The 23,071-nt window shown below is 68.8% G+C and carries 21 protein-coding genes; 9 read left to right on the top strand and 12 right to left on the bottom strand.

All coding sequences use genetic code 11. From position 1 onward, the window contains the following. Window positions 1-16: 16 nt before the first annotated feature. Both EAH68_RS00860 and EAH68_RS00865 read left to right on the top strand, forming a co-directional pair. Window positions 17-1,039, top strand: coding sequence for a serine hydrolase domain-containing protein (locus tag EAH68_RS00860; RefSeq protein ID WP_126119423.1), 1,023 nt, complete (start codon window positions 17-19; stop codon window positions 1,037-1,039). Between the two features lie 10 nt (window positions 1,040-1,049). Then, entirely contained in the window at window positions 1,050-1,718 is a 669-nt protein-coding gene (locus EAH68_RS00865; protein ID WP_126119424.1) for a 3'-5' exonuclease, read from the top strand. Here the strand turns inward: EAH68_RS00865 and EAH68_RS00870 are convergent. Beyond that, window positions 1,603-3,240, bottom strand: coding sequence for an ABC-F family ATP-binding cassette domain-containing protein (locus tag EAH68_RS00870; RefSeq protein ID WP_126119425.1), 1,638 nt, complete (start codon window positions 3,238-3,240; stop codon window positions 1,603-1,605). The genes EAH68_RS00865 and EAH68_RS00870 overlap by 116 nt on opposite strands. Before the next feature lie 144 nt (window positions 3,241-3,384). Next, window positions 3,385-4,404 carry an SLAC1 family transporter gene (locus EAH68_RS00875; protein WP_126119426.1) on the bottom strand — a complete coding sequence of 340 codons (1,020 nt, stop codon included), beginning with the start codon at window positions 4,402-4,404 and terminating at the stop codon, window positions 3,385-3,387. 113 nt (window positions 4,405-4,517) lie between these two features. Between EAH68_RS00875 and EAH68_RS00880 the strand changes: the two genes are divergently transcribed. Together EAH68_RS00880 and EAH68_RS00885 are read left to right on the top strand one after the other, a co-directional pair. Further along, window positions 4,518-5,225 carry an ABC transporter ATP-binding protein gene (locus tag EAH68_RS00880; protein ID WP_126119427.1) on the top strand — a complete coding sequence of 236 codons (708 nt, stop codon included), beginning with the start codon at window positions 4,518-4,520 and terminating at the stop codon, window positions 5,223-5,225. Next, entirely contained in the window at window positions 5,222-5,956 is a 735-nt protein-coding gene (locus EAH68_RS00885; RefSeq protein WP_126119428.1) for an ABC transporter permease, read from the top strand. The genes EAH68_RS00880 and EAH68_RS00885 overlap by 4 nt, the downstream gene beginning before the upstream one ends. 9 nt (window positions 5,957-5,965) lie before the next feature. Here the strand turns inward: EAH68_RS00885 and EAH68_RS00890 are convergent, their stop codons facing one another. Then, window positions 5,966-6,958 (bottom strand): uroporphyrinogen decarboxylase/cobalamine-independent methonine synthase family protein, encoded by a 993-nt coding sequence (locus EAH68_RS00890; protein WP_126119429.1) that lies wholly within the window; start codon window positions 6,956-6,958, stop codon window positions 5,966-5,968. After that, window positions 6,955-8,040, bottom strand: a complete 1,086-nt coding sequence (mnmA, locus tag EAH68_RS00895) for a tRNA 2-thiouridine(34) synthase MnmA (protein ID WP_126119430.1) — start codon at window positions 8,038-8,040, stop codon at window positions 6,955-6,957. Before mnmA ends, EAH68_RS00890 begins: the two co-directional genes overlap by 4 nt. Before the next feature lie 215 nt (window positions 8,041-8,255). On the opposite strand from mnmA, the gene EAH68_RS00900 reads away from it, so the two are divergent. The 3 genes from EAH68_RS00900 (at window position 8,256) to EAH68_RS00910 (ending at window position 10,687) form a co-directional block, all read left to right on the top strand. Continuing rightward, window positions 8,256-9,170 (top strand): spermidine synthase, encoded by a 915-nt coding sequence (locus EAH68_RS00900; protein WP_206436325.1) that lies wholly within the window; start codon window positions 8,256-8,258, stop codon window positions 9,168-9,170. Between the two features lie 99 nt (window positions 9,171-9,269). Beyond that, window positions 9,270-9,491, top strand: a complete 222-nt coding sequence (locus EAH68_RS00905) for a helix-turn-helix transcriptional regulator (protein ID WP_241228225.1) — start codon at window positions 9,270-9,272, stop codon at window positions 9,489-9,491. A 2-nt stretch (window positions 9,492-9,493) separates the two neighbouring features. Continuing rightward, on the top strand, window positions 9,494-10,687 hold the full coding sequence (locus EAH68_RS00910; RefSeq protein ID WP_126119431.1) for a type II toxin-antitoxin system HipA family toxin: 1,194 nt from the start codon (window positions 9,494-9,496) through the stop codon (window positions 10,685-10,687). A 6-nt stretch (window positions 10,688-10,693) separates the two neighbouring features. Here the strand turns inward: EAH68_RS00910 and EAH68_RS00915 are convergent, their stop codons facing one another. From EAH68_RS00915 to EAH68_RS00945, 7 genes are all read right to left on the bottom strand, one after another. Next, window positions 10,694-11,713, bottom strand: a complete 1,020-nt coding sequence (locus tag EAH68_RS00915) for a glycoside hydrolase family 25 protein (RefSeq protein WP_126119432.1) — start codon at window positions 11,711-11,713, stop codon at window positions 10,694-10,696. A 60-nt stretch (window positions 11,714-11,773) separates the two neighbouring features. Continuing rightward, complete coding sequence (locus EAH68_RS00920) at window positions 11,774-12,898, bottom strand: cysteine desulfurase family protein (RefSeq protein WP_126119433.1); 1,125 nt, start codon at window positions 12,896-12,898, stop codon at window positions 11,774-11,776. Next, on the bottom strand, window positions 12,899-13,849 hold the full coding sequence (locus tag EAH68_RS00925; protein ID WP_126119434.1) for an electron transfer flavoprotein subunit alpha/FixB family protein: 951 nt from the start codon (window positions 13,847-13,849) through the stop codon (window positions 12,899-12,901). Window positions 13,850-13,880: 31 nt separating this feature from the next. After that, window positions 13,881-14,678, bottom strand: a complete 798-nt coding sequence (locus EAH68_RS00930) for an electron transfer flavoprotein subunit beta/FixA family protein (RefSeq protein WP_126119435.1) — start codon at window positions 14,676-14,678, stop codon at window positions 13,881-13,883. Window positions 14,679-14,759: 81 nt separating this feature from the next. Beyond that, window positions 14,760-15,929 (bottom strand): THUMP-like domain-containing protein, encoded by a 1,170-nt coding sequence (locus EAH68_RS00935; RefSeq protein ID WP_126119436.1) that lies wholly within the window; start codon window positions 15,927-15,929, stop codon window positions 14,760-14,762. After that, on the bottom strand, window positions 15,929-16,738 hold the full coding sequence (locus tag EAH68_RS00940; protein WP_241228226.1) for an NUDIX hydrolase: 810 nt from the start codon (window positions 16,736-16,738) through the stop codon (window positions 15,929-15,931). Before EAH68_RS00940 ends, EAH68_RS00935 begins: the two co-directional genes overlap by 1 nt. Before the next feature lie 62 nt (window positions 16,739-16,800). Next, window positions 16,801-17,643, bottom strand: coding sequence for an ABC transporter ATP-binding protein (locus tag EAH68_RS00945; protein ID WP_126119438.1), 843 nt, complete (start codon window positions 17,641-17,643; stop codon window positions 16,801-16,803). A 91-nt stretch (window positions 17,644-17,734) separates the two neighbouring features. Here EAH68_RS00945 and EAH68_RS00950 point away from each other — a divergent pair, with 91 nt between their 5' ends. Then, on the top strand, window positions 17,735-19,753 hold the full coding sequence (locus EAH68_RS00950) for a maltotransferase domain-containing protein (protein WP_126119439.1): 2,019 nt from the start codon (window positions 17,735-17,737) through the stop codon (window positions 19,751-19,753). A 115-nt stretch (window positions 19,754-19,868) separates the two neighbouring features. Beyond that, window positions 19,869-22,073: a 1,4-alpha-glucan branching protein GlgB gene (gene glgB, locus EAH68_RS00955; RefSeq protein ID WP_126119440.1), complete on the top strand. Its 2,205-nt coding sequence runs from the start codon at window positions 19,869-19,871 to the stop codon at window positions 22,071-22,073. 80 nt (window positions 22,074-22,153) lie between these two features. Here the strand turns inward: glgB and EAH68_RS00960 are convergent, their stop codons facing one another. Next, on the bottom strand, window positions 22,154-23,065 hold the full coding sequence (locus EAH68_RS00960; RefSeq protein ID WP_126119441.1) for a tetratricopeptide repeat protein: 912 nt from the start codon (window positions 23,063-23,065) through the stop codon (window positions 22,154-22,156). Window positions 23,066-23,071: the final 6 nt, after the last annotated feature.

The following is a 23,071-nucleotide window of genomic DNA, read 5'->3' on the forward strand; positions in this document are numbered from 1 at the left end:
GAGCACCATGCAGCCCATGCAGCCCGAAGTCGGCCCCCGCCGACTCCCCCGCCGCCAGGTACTCATCGTGGTCGCTGCCATCGCCGTCCTCGCCCTCGTCATCGCCGCCCTGGCGCTGGTGGCCGGGCCGCGCCAGGTGGCGGTCGCCACCGAACGCACCGGCGACCCCGGACTGGCCACCCGCCTCACCGAACTCGCCGAACCCGGCCATCACCGGCTGAGCACCTTCCTCATCGAGGATGGCCGGGTCACCTACGCAGGGCTCGGCATGGACGAGCACTCGGAGGTCGAGATCGGTTCCCTGACCAAGACCTTCACCGCGGAGATCCTGGCCAACCAGATCGAGGCCGGCCGGGTGAGCGCGGGGACCACCGTGGGCGAGATCATCGACGCCGGGGACGCTCCCGTCGGGGACGTCACGCTGGCGGAACTCGCCGATCACACCTCCGGCCTGCCCCGCCTCGGCGGGACGAACTGGCTCGGCGGCGTGCTCTCCGGTTTCACGGGCGCGAACCCCTACGCCGGGATCAGCCGCCAGGACGTCATCGACGCCGCCCTGGCCGCCGAGCTGAGCGGGCGCGGGGAATGGGAGTACTCCAACCTCGGGCCGGCGCTGCTGGGGCAGCTGCTGGCCATCGAGGCCGGCACCACCTACGAACAGCTGCTCAGCGGGCAGATCCTGGAGCCACTGGGCATGACGGAGACCTACCTCATGACCCCGGGTTCCGTGCCTGCGGATGCACCGCGCGGACTGTACTCCGGAGAGAAGGAGGCCGAGCCCTGGGAGATGGAGGGTTACCTCCCGGCCGGCGGCCTGCGGTCCACCGCCGCGGACATGGCCCGTTACGCCACCCACCTGCTGGACCACGGCCTGCCCGGCCACGCGTGGATGGAGCAGGAGGACGGGATGATCGAGCACACCGGCGGCACCTACGGCTTCTCCAGCATCCTGGTGCTCGACCCGGCTTCCGGGCGCGCGGTATTCACCGCCGGGGACACCGGCACCCGCGTCGGAGACCTGAGCCGCGCCCTGCTCTAGGGTTGTGGCCATGACCTTCGACGCCACCCGCATGCTCTCCTTCGACCTCGAGACAACCTCCGCCAACCCGCTGGAGGCCCGCATCGTCACTTCTGCGCTGGTGCGTATCGACGGCCGCTCCGTCGACGCCGTCGAGCACCTCGCCGACCCCGGGGTCGAGATCCCGGAGGGGGCCACGAAGATCCACGGCATCACCACGGAGAAGGCCCGCACGGAGGGGCGCCCCCACGATGAGGTGCTGGCCGAGACCGTGGCGCAGATCAAGCAGGCCTGGGCAGACGGACTGACGCTCATCGTCTTCAACGCCAGCTACGACCTGACGGTGCTGCGCCAGCTCACCGGTGATTTCACCGTCACCGGACCCGTCTTCGACCCCTTCGCCGTGGACAAGATCCAGGACCCCTACCGCAAGGGCAGCCGTACCCTGACGGCCATGTCGGAGCATTACGGGGTGGAACTGGGCAACGCCCACGAAGCCACCGCCGATGCGCTGGCGGCGGCCCGCATCGCCTGGAAGCAGGTGCGCCAGTGGCCGGAGCTCAGCCGCAAGGACGTCGGTGAGCTCATGGAGTTCCAGGCCGTGGGCTACCACGACCGGCAGAGTGATTTCGCCCGCTATCTGGCGGGCCGGGGCAAAGATGCATCGACGGTGAACACGAGCTGGCCGATGCAGGGCTGAGCTCCAGCCAGGTGGTGATCCCCAGGCGCTGCAGGAAATCAAGGTCATGGCTGACCACGATGAGGGCCCCACGATAGGAGGACAGAGCGCTGACCAGCTCGGTCACACTGTCCAGATCCAGATTATTGGTCGGTTCGTCAAGGACAAGAACTTGATTTGTCGGGTCAGCGAGCAGCAGGGCGGCGAGTGCCACCCGGAAGCGTTCCCCGCCGGAGAGCTCCCCGACGGTCCTGTCCACCGCCACACCCGTGAACAGGAACCGGGCCAGTCCGGCCCGCGCCGCCTGCGCTGAGGCAGCCGGCACCGACTCGAGGACGGTGGCGGCGTCATCGAGATGGTCCAGCCGCTGGGGCAGATACCCCACCCGGTCGGTGAACAACGCCCCGGCGCGCCCGTGGATGAGGTCCTCCAGCAGCCGGGTCTTGCCCACCCCGTTGGGCCCGGTCAGGGCGAGCTTCTCCGGGCCCTGGACGGTGTACTCCCCCAGCGTGGCGATGCGCCGGCCGGCGGGCACATCCGGGTCCGGCAGCTCGATGCGGATCTGCCCGTCGCGGCGTACCTGCCCCTCTTTCTCGGCCACGGTCTGCCGGGCGTCCTCCAGTCGGGAATCCAGGTCACCCCGCAGCTTGCCGGCCGAGACCTGGGCCTCGGTCTTCCGCTGGTTCATGACTATCTTGGGTTTGCGTTTGTTGGCGTAGTCCGTGCGGGCGTAGCGGGCGCGCCGGGCCAGTTTCGTCTCCGCCTCGACGCGCTGGCGCTTCTCCTGTTTCAGGCTCTGTTCGGCGCTGCGCAGGGCCTGTTCGGCCGCGGCCTGCTGCACCGCAAGTTGTTCCCGGTAGTGGCTGTAGGGCCCGCCGTAGATGTGCAGGCTGTTGTGGTGCAGCTCGGCGGTGGCGTCCATCAGCTCCAGCAGAGCGGTGTCGTGGCTGACCACGATGAGCGCACCCCGCCAGTCCAGGACCATGTCGTAGAGCCGCCGGCGGGTGGGTAGGTCGAGGTTGTTGGTGGGTTCGTCGAGAAGCACGACATCATCGCCGGTCAGCCGGAGCCCGGTCAGGGCGATGAGGACGGCCTCGCCGCCGGAGACCTCGCGTGCCGGGCGGTCGAGGCCGATGCCGGGCAGGCCGAGGGCGTCGAGGGCGGCACGGGCGCGCGTCTCGACGTCCCAGTCCGCACCCACCGCCTCGAAGTGGCGGGGGTCGGCGTCGCCGGCCTCGATGGCCCGCAGTGCGTCAAGTGGGCGGCGGATGCCCAGGAGATCGGCGACCTGCGCGTCGGGGGCGGTGTTCAGCCGCTGCGGCAGGTATCCCACCGTCCCGGTGACCGACACGGTCCCGGCGGTGGGGTGCAGCTGCCCGGCGATGAGCCTGAGGAGGGTGGATTTTCCGGTGCCGTTCGCACCGGTCAGGCCTGTGCGGCCGGAGCCGAAGGCGGCGGTGATGCCGCGCAGAGCGGGCGTGCCGTCCGGCCAGGTGAAACTGAGGTCGGACAGGATGACGGAAGGGTCGTGAAGGTGTGTCAAGGTGACTCCGGTGTCTCGCGGGGAACGCTGACACCGGGGCCAGGAGATGGCCTCTACACGGGTCAGCGCTGCTTGGCTGCTGCGGGAACGCGGAGGTTCTTCACGTCGCACTTCCTTGACTGGGGGATGGTTCTCCCTGAGAAACTACCTTCTCGCCGCGGCGGGCACAAGCACCGGCGCGGTCCCCTCCGCGCTCCGGTTGACCTCGTACACATGGAACAGGGCCCGCAGGGCGCATACCGTTCCGTGGAAGAGCAGGACGGTCAGCCAGACCAGGCTCACCCAGTTCCACCAGCCGGAGCCGGTGACCTCCGCCAGCTGGTAGCTGCCGAGGGTGCAGGTCCCGGCCGGGAATACCGAACCCCACCAGCCCGGGTAGTAGCCGGGCCAGGTGACGATGTCCCGCCAGAACTTCCATGCGGCATACAGCGCCATGGGCACGCCGAGGGTGAACATGACATAGCCGATGACGATGCCGATCAACCGCCAGGTGGCGGCCTCCCCGATCCCGGGCGGTGAGTTGCTCAGCAGGATGGCCACCGCCGTGGACTGCCCCACGATGCCCAGCGGGATCCACGCCGTACCCGTCATCCCCGGGGGCAGGTAGAGCCGGCGGCGGATGACATCGAGGTAGACGCGGGCGAAGACCGGCAACGCTGTGGCCATGCTCAGCAGGAATCCCCCCAGGGAGACCAGCCACACCACCATGGCCCAGCCCGGGTCGAGCTGGCCGGATGCCACCAGCTGGGAACCGGAGTTCGCAGAGACCATCGGAGGCACCAGTGACAGTCCCCAGAAGAAGGTCGGGGCCCCGTGGAATTTCTTCAGCTGCCAGAGACTGATGATCCACGCCAGTGGGGTGGCCAGCAGCCAGGTGACCGTCTGCCAGCCCCAACTGCCCGTGACGGTGGTCCAGGCCCCGCCCAGGGCCAGTACGCCCATGACATACATGCCCCACGGCCCCATGTAGGGCTGGGTGAAATGCGGGTTGGCGTGCTGCAGCCAGCCGATGCTGATGGCCAGGAAGATGAGGCTGGCCGCGCCGAGGAGCAGCGGGCTGAGTCGGGTGGCCCCGTGGACGTGGGTCATGGTGGCCGCCAGTGAGGTGCCCATGACGCTGCCCGCCCAGGCGGGGCCGAGGGGTGGAAGCGGGGAACGGGCCATGGTCCTCGACTTTAGGTGCTGTATTCCCGGACAAATTAATCCGGAGGGTATTTACTTGCAGCCACGGTAGGTGAAGCATTGACCGCCGGCCTGGTGTGGGGGACGCTTGAGGCATGACAATGTCCCCTGCGGTCCAGGCTGAAGGCTTGAATGTACGCCGCGGACGCACCCCGGTCCTGGTTGATCTCGACTTCCGCATCCCGGCCGGTTCCATCACGGGCCTGTTCGGTCCCTCCGGCTGCGGCAAGACCACCCTGATGCGTACCATCACCGGGCTGCAGCACTACCGTGGCGGACTGCAGGTGCTGGGCCACCCGGCGGGCCATGCCTCGCTACGGGGACGGATCGGCTACGTCACCCAGTCCGCCAGCCTCTACCCGGAGCTGAGCGTGGACGAGAACCTCGCCTACTTCGCGCGGCTGGCGGGCGGAGAGATTGAGGGGGTCGTCGAGAAGCTCGGTCTGACGGAGGTGCGGGGGCAGCGGGTCAGTGCGCTCTCGGGTGGCCAGCGCGGCCGGGCCTCCCTGGGGGCGGCACTGGTCGGCGAACCGGAGCTGCTGGTCATGGACGAACCCACCGTGGGGCTGGATCCGGTGATCCGGGCCCGGCTGTGGGACAGCTTCCGCGAACTGGCGCAGGAGGGCCGCACCCTGCTCGTGTCCAGCCACGTCATGGAGGAGGCCGGCCGCTGCGACCGACTGCTGCTCATGCGAGAGGGCGCGCTCATCTGGCAGGGCACCCCGGCCGAGCTGCTGGCAGACACGGGGACCGACAGCTACGAGGACGCCTTCCTCGCCACCATCGAGAGGGGAAACCGGTGAATCCCGCCCTGCTGCTCACCACCGCCGGCCGCGTGCTGCGGCAGCTGCGCGCCGACCCCCGCTCGATGGCGCTGCTGCTCATCGTCCCGGCGCTGCTGCTCACGCTCTTCTACTGGATCTACCGGGATTCGCCGGAGCTGTTCAGCTTCGTGGCCGTGGTGATGACAGCCATCCTGCCATTGTCGCTGATGTTCATCGTCTCCTCGGTGACCATGCAGCGCGAACGGGCCAACGGCACCCTCGAGCGGCTGTGGACCACGCGCCTGCACCGGGTGGACCTCATCGGCGGCTACGCCCTGGCCTTCGGGATTCTCGCCGTCGCGCAGTCGCTCATCCTGGCGCTGGTGATGGACCTGTTCATGGACGTCGAAATGCAGGCCGGCTGGTGGGTACTGGCGCTCATCGCCGGGGTGACGGGGCTGGCGGGCCTGTCCCTCGGTCTGCTCGGCTCCGCCTTCGCGCGTTCCGAATTCCAGGCCGTGCAGCTCATGCCGGTGCTCATCATCCCGCAGATCCTGCTGTGCGGGCTGTTGGTGCCCCGCGAGGAGCTGCCGGATCTGCTGCGCTGGTTCTCTGCGGTGCTGCCGCTCTCGCATGCCGTCGACGCCGTCACGGTGGCGGCCCGCTCCGGTGTCACCGGCGAGGTTGTCGCTGACACCATCCGATGTCTGGCCTTCGCGCTGGTCTTTCTGGCCCTGGCCGCGGTGACCATGCCGCGACAGACCCGCTGAATCCGGCGGCTACAGGTCTCCGGCGTCGGTGCGCAGCATCTGCTCCACGGCCACGGCCATCCGGTAGGCCCCGGCGGCCTCCACGAGGGTGCCCTCGGTGATGCCGGCGCGCGGGTGGACGTCGACGCGCTCGGTCAGCCACTGCGGATCCAGGCCGAGGCGCTCCCAGAAACGGGCGACGGCCACGGCCCGCTCGCGGGGGTGCTCCAGCAGTGCGTCGACGGTGTCGCCCGGCCCGGTGACGCCCAGCCCGATGCGGGTGCCGGCGCTGACGGTGTGGCCGAGGCCGTCGTACTGCTCCGTGCCCTGCACCTGGTCGAGGCCGACCAACACGGTGCCGACGCCACAGTCCCGCGCCACCTCCCACAGGGGTGGGTATCCCGTCTGGTTGAGCAGGACGTCCTCGGCCCCGAGACCGTCGACCACATGCGCCAGGCGCTCGGCCAGGTCCTTCGGGTTGACGGGACGGACGGGGTTGAAGTCGGTGGCCCCGGCCAGCCCACGGGTGATCTCAGGCAGGGCCGGTTCGTCGAGCTGCACCGTGATCTTCGAGCGGAAGCGAGTGGCCAGGTGGCGGACGTGCTGGTTGACGCCCTCGATGAGGGCGTCGGTGAGGTCGCGCAGGGCACCGCGGTCGGTGATCACGCGGTGACCGTTGCCCAGTTCGATGCCGGCCGCCAGGGTCCAGGGGCCGGTGACCTGGATCTTCAGCTCAGGGACGGTGGTGCCCCAGGCCTCCTCGAGCTCGTCGAGGTCGCGGTGGAGGCGGTCCCAGGTCCGGCGGGTGAGCAGCTGTGGGCGGTCCGTCATGATCCAGGACCGGGGTCCGCGGTCGACGGTGACGGCCTCCAGGAGGCAGGCAGTGCGGCCGATGGGGTCGGAGCCGAGACCGCGGGCGCGCAGGTCGGGCAGGTGCGGCAGGTCACCGGTCTCCGAGAGAATGACATCGGCGGCCTCCGCGACTGAGGTGCCCGGCAGGGGGCCGAGTCCGTAGGCGCTCACACGGCCTCCGTCCCGCAGATGGTGCCGGAGCCCAGAACCACGTCCCCCTCCCCGTCGGGGTCAGGCAGGTAGAGCACGGCGGCCTGGCCACGGGCCACGCCCTGGAGGGGTTCGCGCAGAAGCAGCGTCATCTCATCGCCGGTGATCTCGGCACGGCAGGAGCTGATGCCGCCGTGGGCGCGGACCTGGACATGGGCGTCGAAGGAACCGGTCATCGCCGGGTGGAGCACCTTAAGCCGGTCGGCGTGGATGGTGGTCACCGACAGTGCGGAGCGCGGGCCGACGGTGACGGTGCCGGTGGAGGCGTCGATGTCGGTGACGTAGCGCGGGCGGCCGTCAGCGGCGGGATTGCGCAGGTCCAGCCCCTTGCGCTGGCCGATGGTGAAGTTCCAGGCGCCGTCGTGGTCGCGTAGTTCCGCACCGTCCTGGTCGACGACCATGCCGGGGCGCAGGCCGATGCGGGAGCCGAGGAAGGCCTGGGTGTTGCCGTCGGGGATGAAGCAGATGTCGTAGGAGTCCGGCTTGGACGCCACGGAGAAGCCGTGGCGGGCGGCCTCCTCGCGGATCTGCGGCTTGGGGGTGTCACCCACGGGGAAGAGGCAGCGGTCGAGCTCGTCGCGGGTGAGCACGCCGAGGACATAGGACTGGTCCTTGTCCGGGTCGGTGGAACGGCGCATGTGGCCGTCCGCGTCGATCAGGGCGTAGTGGCCGGTGGCCACCGCATCGAAGCCGAGCGCCACCGCGCGGTCGAGGAGCGCGGCGAACTTGATCTTCTCGTTGCAGCGCAGGCAGGGGTTGGGGGTCTCGCCGCGGGCGTAGGAGTCGACGAAATCATCGATGACATCGGCCTGGAAGCGGTCGGAGAAGTCCCACACGTAGAAGGGGATGCCCAGCTTGTCGCAGACCCGGCGCGCATCGGCGGAGTCCTCCAGCGAGCAGCAGCCGCGGGAGGATTCGCGCACGGCCTGCGGATCGCGCGAGAGTGCCAGGTGGACGCCGACGACCTCGTGTCCGGCCTCTACCATCCTCGCCGCCGCCACGGCGGAGTCGACCCCGCCACTCATCGCCGCTAGTACGCGCATGTGCTTCCTCCCTCTTTCCCTCATCTTCATCTTTCAACAATCAATCCTGCAGCGTAATCCCGAAAGGCCCTGATCCGAAACCGCCGAGCGAGTTCTAAAGGATCTAAGCTGTGCGGCTCCGGGATTCCTCTGCCTCCGATCATGACCGTATGGTGAGGGAGGCCTCCGCCACCGTCCACCCGTCCTCTTGAGACCCCAGAAACACCCGGTAGAACATGTCCCGTCGTCAACGACCCTCCCCCGATACCCCGACCACCGGCGCCGTCGCCGGCAGCTATGAGATCGACTCCGGCATCGCCGAACTCGTCCCCGACACCTTCCTGCCGGATGCCTGGACGCTGATGATCAACGGGGTGCCTTCCTCCCACGTGCAGATCGGCCGCCCCGATGTCCTCGAGTTCGAGTACATGCGCTGGATTGCGGCGATCGTGGAGCAGCAGGTGGACACCCACCATGATCCTGCGACCCTGCGCGTGACCCACCTTGGGGGTGCGGCCTGCACCATGGCGCGCTATTTCGCGGACCTGTGGCCGAAGTCCCGGCACACCGTGGTGGAGTTGGACGGTGAGCTGGCGCAGTATGTGCGCCAGTGGTTCGACATCCCGCGCTCCCCCACCGTGAAGATCCGCGTCGGCGAGGCCGGTGAGGTCACCGCGGGTTTCCATCCGGCCAGCCGCGACGTGATCATCCGCGACGCCTTCGCCGGCGCCCGGGTCCCCCTCAGCTTGACGACGCCCGATTTCTTCCGCGATGTGCAAAACGCCCTGGCCCCGGGCGGGCTCTATGTGTCCAACTGCGGCGACTTCCACAGCCTGATCGCCACGAAGACGGAGCTGGCCGGCATGGCCGAGGTCTTCGCCCATGTCGCGGTCATCGCTGATCCCCCGATGCTCAAGGGGCGGCGTTCCGGGAACATGATCCTCATCGGCAGTGACCATGAGCTGCCTGAGGAGGGCTCCCAGGCGGCTGCCGGGCTGGCCCGGGTGCTGCTGGGTGGTGCCGTGCCGGCCCACTACAAGGACGAGCGCTGGACCCGGGACCTCTTCTCCGGCACCGCACCGCGGCGGCTGGACGACCGGCACGATCATGCCGATGAGGGTGCCATCTCGCTGCTGGCGGAGACAGAATAGGCCCGATCGGCACGATCGTGCCGATAAATGCGCATGGACCCAGTGTGCGGCGTTAAACTATCCCCAGACGGCACGATCGTGCCGATTAAAGGAGGCAGGGTGACACCGGCAGAACTGGGCGAAGCGGCTCGTGCCCGCCGTATTGAACTCGGCCTGCGCCAGCAGGACCTGGCGGCCCTGGCAGGAGTGTCCGAACGTCTGATCCGGGAGATCGAAAAGGGGAAACCCAGTCTCCGGCTGGACACGCTGCTGCAGGTTCTCGATGTCCTCGGCTTCCGCATCGCACTGACCGAATTCGATGCCCTCCGTCCCGGAGCCTGAAGATGACATCCCCCACTGATCCGCGCCAGGTTCACCGGGCAGATGTCCTCATGGACGGCAAACTGGCCGCCCGCCTCACACGGGAGGGCAGCACCATCGAGTTCCGTTACGACGAGGACCACCTGTCCAGCGGAGGCTCCGCCGTCGCCACCACTCTCCCATTGTCCGATGAACCGGTGCGCACCACCGGTGGGGCAGTTCCGCCCTATTTCGCCGGACTGCTGCCGGAGGGCCGCAGGTTGAGCGCCCTCAAAAATGCGGTGAAGACCTCCGCAGACGATGAGTTCTCCCTCCTCCTTGCAGTCGGAGTTGATCCAGCAGGAGCGGTGTCCGTAGTCCCGGAAGGACAGCGACCATCCAGGCCCCAGGCTCGGGTGACGGTGTCCCCGACAGAGCAGCTCGACCTGGGGGACGTGCTCACCGACTCGGGGGTGACCGACCCTGTGGCAATCGCAGGGGTGCAGGACAAGGCCTCCGCCCGGACGATCGCCCTTCCCGTCCATTCGCAGGGGGCGGATGCCATCCTCAAGATCTCCCCGCCGGAGTTCCCCGCCCTGGTGGAGAACGAGTCAGCCTGCTTCGGGATCGGCAGGCGTAACCGCCTACGCATCCCCTATGCCGGGACGGAGCTGATCACCGATATCCATGGCCGGACGGGTCTGCTGGTGCGCCGCTTCGACAGGCAGGACGACCGACGGCTGGCAATGGAGGACGCCGCCCAGCTGCTGGGCATCTGGCCCGCGCAGAAATATGCGGTCACGATGGAGGAGGTCTCCGCAGCAGTGACCGCGGTCTGCGCCTCACCGGTGCTGGCTCTGCGCAATCTGGCTTTCCAACTGGCGATGGCCTGGTTGAGCGGCAACGGCGACCTGCACGCCAAAAACATCTCCGTGCTCCACGACGGCCGGGGCTTCTCAGTTAGTCCTGTCTATGATATCCCCAGCACGGTCCCCTACGGCGACTCCACGCTTGCCCTGGCAGTGGGAGGCTCAACCGGCGGGCTGAGCAGACGCCGCTTCCTCAGCTTCACCGATGTCACCGGCCTGCCCCGGGCAGCCGCGGAGCAGGTGGCCGACGAGGCCCTCCGCCTGACCGGTGATGCCGCCGAGGAGATCATCACCGCCACCGGATTCGATGCCCGCCGCGCGCGGGATCTGCGCCGGGTACTCGCCCACCGTCGCCGACACTGGGGGTAAGGCGGCTCAGCCTGCGTTGTTGAGCAGGATGAGCAGGTCACCGATCGAGTAGTCGGGGTTCTCCACCATCACCAGCAGGTCATCGACGGGCAGGATGCCGGATTCCAGGAGCTGGCCCACACGCTCGGCGATGTCCCCGGCCAGTGCCGGGTCAATGCCGGCCCGCTCGGCGGCGCCTGTCAGCGCGCCCTCGGGCAGGATGCCGGATTCCGCGGCGAGGATCAGGCCCGCCAGGGCGGCGTTGTCGCCGCCGAGGGCGTCGAGGATATCGGGGCCGGGGACGGTGTCGAGCAGTCCGCCGAGGTCGACGTGGCGGCCGGCGACGAAATCACCCAGCTGCGCATCGGTGCCGTTGAAGAGGTTGAGGTCGACGGGTCCGTTGATGCCGGCGACGCGGCCGGCATCGGAACGCTGCCAGAAGGTGAGGTTGTCCCAGCCGCCGACGCTCTCGGGCACGGTGTTCTGGTAGGCCGCCAACCACAGCGGGTAACGGGTGAAGGCATCGGTGTCGGCCATGTGCTCACGCCAGAAATAGCGGTAGGTGTAGACCATCGGGGTCCGGCCGGTGAGACGTTCGGTCTCAGTGAGGAAGTCCCGGGTCCAGGACTGCAGCTGCGCCGGAGACAGGCCCTCGTCGACCTCGATGTCGAGCACCGGGGGCAGGGAGGTGGCCGGGGCGGTGGCCAGCGCCGCGGCGTAGTGGGCGGCCTGGGTACGGGCGTCCTTGGCGGGACGGGCGTAATGGTAGGTGCCAACGAGCAGTCCGGCCTGGTGCGCGGCGTGGACATCCTCCAGGTAGTGCGGGTTGAGCCAGCCCTCCCCCTCGGTGGCCTTGACGAAGGCGAAGCGCTGTCCGTCGGCGGCGACCTCCCGCCAGTGGATGGGGGTGCCGTTGCCGCGCTGGTGGCCCGAGACGTCCACGCCGGAGGGTGCCAGCGGCGAGAAGGCGGTGGCGGGGACGGCGGAGAGAGTGAGTGCGAGTGTGGCACAGGTCAGGACAGCAGTCAGCCGGGGAAGAACCTTCATGATTGAGAACGCTAATCCATCCAGTCACACAAGTCTCACGATTCACGTGAGAAACTCCTGTCACACCATGCCGGCGGTGCGTGCCCTCGCCACGACCTCGGCGATCACCGCCAGGACGGCTTCGACGTCCTCCCCCGTACTGGTGTGGCCGAGGGTGAACCGCACCGCCCCCCGGGTATCGCGCTCGCTGACTCCCTGGGCCAGCAGCACGTGGCTGGCGCGGTTGACACCGCTGGCGCAGGCGGAGCCGGTGGATGCCTCGATGCCGGCGGCGTCGAGAAGCATGATCAGGCTGTCGCCTTCTGCACCGGGGAAAGACAGGTGGAGGTGCCCGGGCAAGGCAGGTTCCGCCGTATGGACGAGCACATCATCCACGCGGGCGAGAATGCCCTCGCGCAGGGCGTCACGCAGGGCTGACAGGCGGACGGTCTCCGCGGCGACCTCCCCCACCGCCTCCTCTAGTGCGGCGGCGGTGGCGGCGGCCGTGGCGACGTCGAGGGTGCCCGGGCGGATACCCCGCTCCTGACCCCCGCCGTGCAGTACCGGGGCCGGCGCCGGGGAACGCCGGGCCAGCAGCAGGCCGGAGCTGCGCGGGCCACCGAATTTATGGGCGCTGGCCGCCAGGGTGGTGGCACCGAGGGCACGGAAATCCACCGGCAGATGGCCGACGACCTGCACGGCGTCGACATGCACCGGCGTGCCGGCGGCGGAGGCGCGGGCGATGACCTCCTCGATAGGCTGGATCGCGCCGGTCTCGTTGTTGGCCCACATGCAGCAGGCCACCGCGGCGGGGGTGTCCAGGGCGGACAGATCCGAGACGCGCCCGTCCGGACCCACCGGCAGCAGCTCCGCGATTACCTCCAGGGCCTTGACCGCCTCGAGTACCGCCGGGTGTTCGATCGGGGTGGAGACGATGCGCTCCAGCTCGGAGGACCGGTACAGACCCGTCACCGCGAGGTTGTCGGCCTCGGTCCCGGAGGCGGTGAAGATGACCTCCACCGGGTCGGCACCGAGGAGGCGGGCGATGAGCTCGCGGGCGTCATCAAGCACCCGGCGGGCGGTGCGGCCGGAGCGGTACTGCCCGCCGGGGTTGAGCGCGCCGGCGTGCTCGACCCAGGCGTCGATGGCGACCTGACGCATCGGGGTGGTCGCGGCATGGTCAAGGTACCGGCGGGCGTGCTGCATCTACTTGCGCTGGTTGATCTCGTCGATGAGCGCCGGGACGACGTCGAAGAGGTCACCGACCACACCGAGATCGGCGATCTGGAAGATCGGGGCATCCTCGTCGTTGTTGACCACGACGATCTTCTTCGCGGTCTGCATACCGGAGGTGTGCTGGATGGCACCTGAGACACCCAGGCCGATGTAGAGGTCCGGGGAGACGGTCACACCGGTCTGCCCCACCTGGTAGGCCCCGTCGTAGTAGCCCAGGTCGACGATGTCGCGGGTGACACCCACCGCACCGCCGAGGGCGTCGGCGAGCTGCTCGGCCAGGGCCATCCCCTCGGCCGAACCGATGCCGCGCCCGACCGCCACGATGACCTTGGCCGCAGGCAGGTCCGGGCGGGAACCGCGCTGGGCCGGGGTGAATCCGGTGACGGTGACGTCCTTGACGGTGGCGGCCGGCAGGGCCACGGAGGTGACTGTGCCCGCGGCGGCCACCGGGGCGGACTCGACGACACCGGGGCGCAGGGTGTAGATCGGGCTGGCACCGCCGACGGCCGCGGAAACCTGGATCTGGTCACCGAAGACGGACTGGGCGGCAGTGCGGTCGGCGTTGATGCCGACCACATCGCAGAGCACGCCGGAGGCCAGGCGGGCGGCCAGCCGGCCGGCCACCTCGTTACCGGAGACCCCGGCGGAGATGACGATGGGGCCCGGGTTGGTGGCGGCCAGCGTGGCCAGGGCGTCGACCTTGGGCAGGACGAGGCGCTGGTCGGCGTCGGCGGCCTCGGCGGCCACGACAGTGGCGGCGCCGAGCTCCGCCAGGGCGGGCGCGAGCGCCTGGGTGACACCCGGGGCGCCGACGACGACGGCGGCGACCTCGCCCAGCGGGCGGGCGGCGGTGATCAGTTCGGCGGTGGTGGCGGCGAGCTCGGAACCGTTGTGCTCGACCAGGACATAGACAGTGGACATGTGGTGCTTTCCTAACAGGGGGTCGAGTGGATCAGAGGAACTTCTCGGCGACGAGGAACTCCGCGACGGTGCCCGCGGCGGCGGTCCCGTCGGAGCCGTTGATCACGTCGCCGGACCCGCGGGCGGGGCGGGTGTTCGCTGCGGTCACGGCGGTGGCGGCGTGTGCCAGGCCGACCTGTTCGGGGGCCACACCGATGGCGGCCAGGTCCAGGACGGTCACGTCGTGCTTCTTTGCGGCCATCAGCCCCTTGAAGTTGGGGAAGCGCGGCTTCGGTGCCTTGTCGGTGACGGAGACGATCGCCGGCAGCTGCGCGGAGAGCTCGAAACGGCCCTCGGCGGTCTCGCGGACAGCAGAGATGGTCTGGCCGTCGAGCGCCACGGAACGCACGTTGGTCAGGGCCGGGACCTGGCGGTACTCGGCGAGGATGCCCGGCAGGGCACCCATCGCACCGTCGGAGGAGGCGTTGCCGGCGACGATGAGCACCACGTCCTCGATGGTGTTGATGGCGTTGGTGAGCACCCAGGTGGTGCCCAGCAGGTCGGAACCGGCGATGGCGTCGTCGAGGATGTGGACGGCGTCGTCCGCGCCCATGGCCAGGGCCTTGCGCAGGGTCTCGTCGGCACCAGCAGGGCCGACGGTCAGGGCGATGACGCGGTAACCGGCGTCCAGGTTGTCGTCCCGCAGCTGGAGTGCCTGTTCCATGGCGAACTCGTTGATTTCGTCGATGACGGAATCGACGTTGACCCGGTCCAGTGTGTTGTCGGCCTCGAGGGCCTTCTGGGACCAGGTGTCCGGAACATGCTTGACGAGTACCACGATGGCGGGCATCGGCAGTCACCTTTCGACGGGGTTGGGGGGAATTCTGCAGAAAGTCTACTCTAAGGCGCTGTCAGCCCGGTCAGGCAACACTTAGTCTCCGGGCTCCATGGCCTGCCGGGGACCGCAGATCAGGGCCACACCCTGGGTGCCGATCCGGGTGCACACCACCGCCATCGATGCCTTCCCCTTCAGCTTCAGCTTCCTGCGCAGGACGTCCGGATCAACATCCACCCCACGCACGAGGATCTCCAGGGAACCGGCATCATGGCCGCTCAGGGCGGCCCTGAGCTTCTTCAGCGGCACGATCTCGCGGATCTCGAAGCCGGTGCGACCCGCCGGGATCACGTCCCCGGTCAGATAGGCGATGCGCTCATCGAGCATCCACAGTCCCTCCCGATGGGCGTAGTGGCGCACCAGCCCGGCGCGCACGACCGCGCCGTCCGGGTCGATGAGGAAACGGCCCGGTTCGCCCGCATAGATACCGTCCGGTTCAGAATCAGTGATCCGATCGGTCTTCCCGCCGGAGATGACGACCGCCTCCCGGCTGACCCCCTCCGCCAGTCCCGGGGTGTAGAGGCAGGCCTCCTTCACACCGCCGTCGACGCTGACCAGGCTGACCAGCCCCTCCCAGTCCGAGAAATCCAGGCCCGGGGCGCATTTGACCGCCAGTTCCTTCCCCGGCCAGGCGGCCAGCAGGTCCGGCAGCGGCGGCAGCAGCTGGTCGGGCCGGGTGATGCGCCGTCCCCCGGCCCGGCGCGCGGGGTCGGCGACGACGACGTCGGCCCCGTTGCTCACCGGGGCGGTGGCGTCGGCGCGTACCAGCCAGGCGGCGGGGCCGAGGTTGTGGCGCGCCATGAGCAGGCGGGTGTGGTCGAGGTCGCTGCCCAGGTATCCCAGGCCTTCCGCGACCACTGACGCCCCCTCCGTGCCCACGGAGCAGGTCACGTCGTGGACCAGGGTGTCCGGTCCGAGGGTGCGGCGCAGGCGGGCGGCGCGTTCCGCGGCCACGACCTGCGGGGTGGCCTGCTGGGCGGCGTCGAGGTCGGTGAGCCAGTCGGCGGGGAATTTCCCGTTCGTCACCGCCGAGCGGCGGGCCTGCGCGAGTTCTGTCACGGCGCGGCCGTGTTCGCCGAAGCGTTGGCGCAGGGCGGCGGTGTCGGCGAGCAGGCTCTTCCGGGTGAGTGCGAGGTCTGTGGTGGCCTCTGCGATCTCCTGCGTGTGGGCCGCCAGGAAGGCGACCTCGTCGCGTGTGTAGGCCATCAGCGTGTCGGACGGATCCGGTCGACCCAGGCGGCGTTGAAGTATTCGGCGTAGCGCGGGTCATCGACCGGGTCGCCGACGACAGGGCTGAGGTCCGCGGCGTCGGCGGCGGCCAGGGCCTGCGCCGTGGTGGGGAACTGGGCGAGGAAGGACAACTGGGCCCAGGTGGGGATGGCGAGGCGGACGAGGCCGTGCCGCCAGCCGTCGAGAAGCAGCTGCGGGGAGAACCAGCCCGCGTCGTCGGCCTCGGAGGTGTCGCCGTCTGGTGACTGCCCTTCCGGGGCGACTGCGACGAAGGAGATGGTGTCGAACCAGTGGAGGTCCTTCCACCCGCCCACCCAGCGGGCCCAGGGACGCAGACCGTGGGTGCAGACCCGCAGGTCACGTCCGGTGAGCATCTCCGTCAGGGAGATGCGGTGGGAGATGAGGTCGACGCGGTCCCGGTGGTAGGGCGTGACATCGGCGATCGTCGAACCGTCCGCGTGGTAGGCCAGCAGGGTGCCGGTCTCCTCGAAGAGTTCGCGGACTGCGGCGAAGACGACGGCGTGGGTCTGCTCGGGGCTCAGGCCCAGCCGGACGGCGAAATCCTCGACGGGTTCGCCGGTCCACAGCGCGGACGTGTCCCCGACGGGCAGGTCCCGCTGGTCCACTCCCCCACCCGGGAAGACGGTCATGCCGGGATAGTTGCGCATCGTGGAGACCCGTTCCTGGGCCCACACCTGCAGTCCCTCCCCGGAATCCCGGACCAGGATGACCGTGGTGGACAGGCGGGCCTGACCATAGCCGGTGGGCGCCTGACGTTGGGTCACGGCCGATTCACCTCCACAGTTCACTCTGGTCGGACCTCTTACACCGATAGTCTAGGCCCCACTCAGCGGCGGTGGGTGCCGGGGCGGCGCGTCCGGCGGGCGAAGTAGCGTTCGCCGATGCGGGAGACCTCGATGGGCTGGTGGAAGGTTGTGGAGAGGTTCTCGCTGGTCAGGACGTTGTCGATGAGTCCCTGGGCGACCACCTTGCCCTCGTCGAGAAGCATGGCGTGGGTGAAGCCGAAGGGGATCTCCTCCACGTGGTGGGTGATCATGACGATGGCGGGGGCATCCGGATCCAGGGCCAGATCCCCGAGGTAACCGACGAGGTCCTCCCGGCCTCCGAGGTCCATGCCGGCACCCGGCTCATCCAGGATGAGCAGCTCCGGGTTGGTCATCAGGGCACGCGCGACGAGGACACGCTTGCGTTCACCCTCGGAGAGGGTGCCCCAGGTGCGGTCGATGAGGTGGTACGCGCCGACCAGGTCGAGGATCTCGTGGGCCTGCTCGAAGTCGATCGCCTCGTACTCCTCGCGCCAGCGGCCGAGCACGGCATAACCGGCGGAGACGACGAGATCCCCCACGGTCTCGTTGTCGGGGATGCGGTTGCCCAGCGCGGCAGAGGAGACACCGATCATGGAGCGCAGGTCCCGCATGTCGGTGCGTCCCAGCTGCTCCCCCATGACGAAGGCCCGGCCGGTGCTGGGGAACTCCTCGGCGGCTGCCATGCGGATGAGGGTGGTCTTGCCGGCGCCGTTGGGGCCGATGATCACCCACCGCTCATCGAGTTCGACCTGCCAGGTGACGGGGCCCACGAGGTCCCGTCCCCCACGCCGGAAGGTCACGTCACGGAAATCGAGCAGGAGGTCCTCGTTGGTCTCGTCATTGAAGTCAGTCACATCCCCCATTGTGGCCGATTACCCGTGTCCCCTGTGGAACTGACACAGCTGCACTAGGCTCGTCAAGGTAATTCCAACCCCTATGTCGAAGGTGAAACACATGACAGGTCGACTCGGTATTGATGACGTCCGCCCGCAGATCTCCGGGCGACTGTTCCCCGCCAAGGCCGTGGTGGGCGAGGTCCTGCCGGTCACCGCCCTGGCCTGGCGCGAAGGACATGACGCCATCGCCGCGACCCTGAATGTCACCCCGCCCGGTGGGGAGACGGTGGGCCTCCACATGACCACGGACCCGCACAACCAGGATCGTGTCCACGGTGTCTTCGTGCCGGACACTCCCGGCGTGTGGACCTTCCGGGTGGACGCCTGGTCGGATGCGTTCGCCACCTGGCGCAACGCGGTGACCAAGAAGATGGATGCCGGGCAGTCCGCCGCCGAGCTGGCCAATGATCTCGCCCACGGCGCGGAGCTCTTCGACCGCGCCGCGGCCCAGGCCCCGGACTCCGTCTCGGGGGTGCTTGTCGACGCCGCGACCGCCCTGCGCCGCACCGACGGCGACGTCACCGACCGCGTCCGCATCGCGATGTCCGAGGTCGTCACCGCCGTGCTGCACGATCACCCGCTGCGCGACCTGCTCACCCACGGCCCGATCTGCGAGGTCAAGGTCGAGCGCCGCGACGCCCTGTTCAACTCCTGGTACGAACTCTTCCCGCGTTCCACCGGCGGACGGGACCAGGAGGGCCGCCCGGTGCACGGCACCTTCGCCACCACCGCGAAGGCCCTCGAGCGGGTTGCCGCCATGGGTTTCGACACCGTCTACCTCCCCCCGATCCACCCCATCGGTGAGGTCAACCGCAAGGGCCGCAACAACACCCTCACCCCCGAGCCGGGGGATGTCGGCTCCCCCTGGGCCATCGGTTCGAAGGACGGCGGCCACGACGCGGTCCACCCGGAGCTGGGCACCGTCGAGGATTTCCAGGCGCTGCTGACCCGCGCGGAGGAACTCGGCCTGGAGATCGCGCTCGACCTGGCGCTGCAGGCCGCCCCGGACCACCCCTGGGCCACCGACCACCGTGACTTCTTCACCGAGCTCGCCGACGGCACCATCGCCTACGCCGAGAACCCGCCGAAGAAGTACCAGGACATCTACCCCGTCAACTTCGACAACAACCCGACCGCGGTCTACGACGAGGTCCACCGCGTGGTCAAGTACTGGGTCGATCTGGGTGTACGCACCTTCCGGGTGGACAACCCGCACACCAAACCCGCCAACTTCTGGCAGTGGCTCATCGCCCGGATCCACGAGACCGACCCGGACGTCATCTTCCTCGCCGAGGCCTTCACCCGCGCCCCGCGTCTCTACGGGCTCGCCAAGCTGGGCTTCTCGCAGTCCTACACCTACTTCACCTGGAAGACGAGCAAGCATGAGCTGACCGAGTTCGCCTCCGAGATCCGCGACGCCGCGGACTACTCCCGTCCGAACCTCTTCGTCAACACCCCCGACATCCTCCACGAGTCCCTGCAGGTCGGTGGGCCCGCCGTGTTCGCCATCCGGGCCACCCTCGCCGCGACGATGTCTCCGCTGTGGGGTGTCTACTCCGGTTATGAGCTTTACGAGCACGTCCCCGTCAAGAAGGGTTCTGAGGAGTACCTCGACTCCGAGAAGTACGAGCTGCGGCCCCGCGACTTCGAGGCGGCCCGCGCAGCCGGGGACTCCCTCGAGCCCTACCTCGCCCTGCTCAACCACATCCGCCGGGAGAACCCGGCGCTCCAGCAGCTGCGCAACCTGCACTTCCACGAGGTGGACAACGACCAGATCCTGGCCTACTCCAAGCTCGACCCGGTCACCGGCAACATCGTCCTCGTGGTGGTCAACCTCGACCCGCACAGCACGCAGGCCGGCACCGTGCATCTGGATCTGAGGGCCCTCGGCCAGCACCCGGGTGCCAGCTTCCCCGTCCACGACGCCGTCACCGGCGCCACCTGGACCTGGCACCAGAGCAATTTCGTGCAGCTGGTGCCCGAGCTCGACGTCGCCCACGTGCTCATCCTGCCGAACGTCCCGGCCGACCGGCGTGAACCGCTCTCCTGGCGCCGGGTCACCGACTACCGGGCCTGATCCGGCCGCCTACGCCCGGCCCGTTCCTGTAGCGTCAGGAACGTGACCGGGCGGAGCAACTCCCCCAGACAAAAACGCATCAACCGCATTCACCTTCCCCCTGTGAGGTCCAGCCATGCACGACGCCCACGACGGCATCGACCAGAACCTGCTCATCCCCGACACGGACATGGAGCGGCTGTACAACTGCAGCCATCACGCACCCCATGACTTCTACGGCTGGCACGCCGTGCAGGGCGGCTCCGTCATCCGCACCCGCCAGCCGGGTGCCCTCCGCGTCGATGTCCTCATCCACAACGAGTCGCGTGAGGCCACCCCCATCGGCAACGACGTGTGGGTGCTGGGACTGCCGGACATCTACACCCCGGACTACCGCCTGCGCATCACCTGGCCGGACACCGGCGAGGCCGTCATCGCCGATCCATACGCCTTCCTGCCCACGCTGGGCAACCTGGACATCCACCTGATCTCCGAGGGCCGCCACGAGCGCCTCTGGGATGTCCTCGGCGCCAACGTCCGTTCCTACGAAACCGCCCTGGGCACCGTCAAGGGAACCTCCTTCGCGGTGTGGGCACCCAACGCCATCGGCGTGGCCGTCGTCGGTGACTTCTGCGGTTGGAACGCCGGCCACTTCCCCATGCGTTCGCTGGGTTCCAGCGGCGTGTGGGAGCTGTTCATCCCGGACATCGGCGAGGGTGAGGTGTACAAATTCGCCATCCAGACCAAGGAGGGCCACCGCCGCGACAAGGCCGATCCGCTGGCCAAGGCCGCCCAGTGTCCGCCGGAGACCGCCTCCATCGTCGTGGACTCCCGCTACGAGTGGAACGACGGTGAGTGGATGCGTAACCGCGCCTCCGCCGACCTGCTCAACCAGCCGATGTCGATCTACGAGGTGCACCTCGGTTCCTGGAAGATCGGCAAGGGTTATAAAGAGCTGACCACCGAGCTGGTCGACTACGTCGCCGAACAGGGTTTCACCCACGTGGAGCTCATGCCCGTCTCCGAGCACCCCTTCGGTGGTTCCTGGGGTTACCAGGTCTCCGGCTACTACGCCCCGACCGCCCGCTGGGGCAGCCCGGATGAGCTGCGCGGCCTGATCGAGGCCTTCCACAACCGCGGCATCGGCGTCCTCATGGACTGGGTCCCGGCCCACTTCCCGAAGGACGACTGGGCGCTGGCGCGTTTCGACGGCCCCGCCCTCTACGAGCACGCCGACTGGCGCCGCGGCGAGCAGATGGACTGGGGCACCTACATCTTCGACTTCGGCCGCAACGAGGTCCGCAACTTCCTCGTCGCCAACGCCCTGTACTGGATCGAGGAGTTCCACATCGACGGCCTGCGCGTCGACGCCGTGGCCTCCATGCTCTACCTCGACTACTCCCGCGAGGAAGGTCAGTGGGAGCCCAACCAGTTCGGTGGCCGCGAGAACCTCGAGGCGGTGCAGTTCCTCCAGGAGATGAACGCCACCGTCCACCGCACGCACCCGGGTGTGCTCACCATCGCCGAGGAATCCACCTCCTGGACAGGGGTCACCGCCCCCACTGAGCAGGGCGGGCTGGGCTTCTCCCTGAAGTGGAACATGGGCTGGATGAACGACACCCTCGAGTACTTCAAGCTCGACCCGGTCCACCGCGGGTACCACCACAACGAGATCACCTTCTCGATGATCTACGCCTACTCCGAGAAGTACGTCCTGCCCTTCTCCCATGACGAGGTCGTCCACGGCAAGGGTTCCCTGTGGGGACGCATGCCGGGTGATGACTGGAACAAGGCTGCCGGCCTGCGTGCCCTCTACGGCTACATGTTCTCCCACCCCGGCAAGAAGCTGCTGTTCATGGGCCAGGAGTTCGGCCAGACCGGCGAATGGGACGAGGCCCACTCCGTCGACTGGTCCAACCTGGAGGGCTGGGGCCACGAGTACCACGGGGGCATCCAGGATCTGGTGCGTGACATGCACCGGATCTACCGGGACTCCCCCGCGCTGTACTCCCAGGACCACGACTACCGGGGCTTCCAGTGGCTCAAGAGCGATGATGCCGCCAACAACATCCTCGCCTACCTCCGTTGGGGCAGCGACGATTCTGTGCTGCTCGCGGTGGTCAACCTCTCCGGCACCTCCCAGCAGACCTACCCGCTGGGTATCCCCCGGGCCGGTGACTGGGAGCTGGTGCTCAACACCGATGATGCGAAGTACCAGGGAGCCGGCAACGAGCTCCCCGAGGTCGTGAGCACCACGGACACCGGCTGGGACGGCCAGGAGAACTCCCTGGAGCTGCAGATCCCGGCCAACTCCGTGCAGTGGTACCGCCACCGCGGCTGATACCCTGCTTCTCGACGCCGACGGCGCCCGACCCCTGAACTCAGAGGTCGGGCGCCGTCGGTGTTTTAGGGTCAGTGCGGCTAGAAGAGTGCGGAGGCCATCCTCGTGCGGGCCGCGGTGACGCGGGGGTCCGCGGCGTCGAAGAGAGCGAAGAGCTCGACCAGGCGGTCACGCACGCGCAGCTTCTCCCCCGGTACGGCGGCCATGAGTGCCAGCAGCCGGTCGAAGGCACGCTCGGGTGCCCCGGCGACCACCTCCGCGTCGGCCGCGGTGAACTGCTTCTCCACATCCGTCGGGTCGGCGTCCGCGGCGGCGACCGGGTCCTCGGTCCGGGAGGCCGGATCGAGGCGCTGCAGCAGCTTCGCGGTGTCGCGGGCCTGGACGATGTCCTGGTTACCGGGGGCCTCGGCGAGGATCTCGTCGTAGACGGCGATCGCGGCGTCGAAATCACCGGTGTTCAGGGCCGCCAGCGCCTGGCCCAGGCGCGGATCCTCCGGGGTCTCCTCTGCTGCGGGTGCGGCCGCCTGGAGGCCCGAGAGCTGCGGGCCGACCTGGGTGACCAGGGCGTCGAGCCAGGTCCGCAGGGCGTCGGCGGGCTGGCCGCCCTCGAACTGGGTGACGGGGCGACCGCCGCCGAGGGCGATGACCGTGGGCAGGACCTGCACGCCGAAGGCCTGCGCAACCTCGGGGGTGGCGTCGGCGTCGACATAACCGACGATATAGCTCAGGCCGGCCCCCTCGGCCAACTGCTGCAGATCAGCGCGCAGCTGCTCGGATTCGGGGCTGCGCGGGGTGCCGACGAGCACCACGACCGGCACCTCGAGGGAACGGCGGACGACGTCGTTCTCGAAGTTCTGCGGGGTGACGGTCAGGTACGGGGCCGGTCCGGTGCCGGCGGCAGCCTGCTGGGCAGCCTGATCGCGGGCCTCCGCGCGGGCCTTCACCTCGCCGAGGTCGATGGCTCCGGAGACGTAGCGGTGTGGGGTGTTCAAGTGGTG

The organism is Corynebacterium hylobatis, assembly GCF_003955685.1.
In the GTDB taxonomy this organism is placed as follows: Bacteria; Actinomycetota; Actinomycetes; order Mycobacteriales; family Mycobacteriaceae; genus Corynebacterium; species Corynebacterium hylobatis.

Coding starts and splice junctions, on each gene's coding strand:
- EAH68_RS00910 (WP_126119431.1), top strand. CDS start 9,494: ATGACATCCCCCACTGATCCGCGCCAGGTTCACCGGGCAGATGTCCTC.
- glgB (WP_126119440.1), top strand. CDS start 19,869: ATGCACGACGCCCACGACGGCATCGACCAGAACCTGCTCATCCCCGAC.
- EAH68_RS00920 (WP_126119433.1), bottom strand. CDS start 12,898: ATGCAGCACGCCCGCCGGTACCTTGACCATGCCGCGACCACCCCGATG.
- EAH68_RS00860 (WP_126119423.1), top strand. CDS start 17: ATGCAGCCCGAAGTCGGCCCCCGCCGACTCCCCCGCCGCCAGGTACTC.
- EAH68_RS00880 (WP_126119427.1), top strand. CDS start 4,518: ATGACAATGTCCCCTGCGGTCCAGGCTGAAGGCTTGAATGTACGCCGC.
- EAH68_RS00950 (WP_126119439.1), top strand. CDS start 17,735: ATGACAGGTCGACTCGGTATTGATGACGTCCGCCCGCAGATCTCCGGG.
- EAH68_RS00935 (WP_126119436.1), bottom strand. CDS start 15,929: ATGGCCTACACACGCGACGAGGTCGCCTTCCTGGCGGCCCACACGCAG.
- EAH68_RS00925 (WP_126119434.1), bottom strand. CDS start 13,849: ATGTCCACTGTCTATGTCCTGGTCGAGCACAACGGTTCCGAGCTCGCC.
- EAH68_RS00900 (WP_206436325.1), top strand. CDS start 8,256: ATGTCCCGTCGTCAACGACCCTCCCCCGATACCCCGACCACCGGCGCC.
- EAH68_RS00930 (WP_126119435.1), bottom strand. CDS start 14,678: ATGCCCGCCATCGTGGTACTCGTCAAGCATGTTCCGGACACCTGGTCC.
- EAH68_RS00865 (WP_126119424.1), top strand. CDS start 1,050: ATGACCTTCGACGCCACCCGCATGCTCTCCTTCGACCTCGAGACAACC.
- EAH68_RS00875 (WP_126119426.1), bottom strand. CDS start 4,404: ATGGCCCGTTCCCCGCTTCCACCCCTCGGCCCCGCCTGGGCGGGCAGC.
- EAH68_RS00945 (WP_126119438.1), bottom strand. CDS start 17,643: ATGGGGGATGTGACTGACTTCAATGACGAGACCAACGAGGACCTCCTG.
- EAH68_RS00915 (WP_126119432.1), bottom strand. CDS start 11,713: ATGAAGGTTCTTCCCCGGCTGACTGCTGTCCTGACCTGTGCCACACTC.
- mnmA (WP_126119430.1), bottom strand. CDS start 8,040: ATGCGCGTACTAGCGGCGATGAGTGGCGGGGTCGACTCCGCCGTGGCG.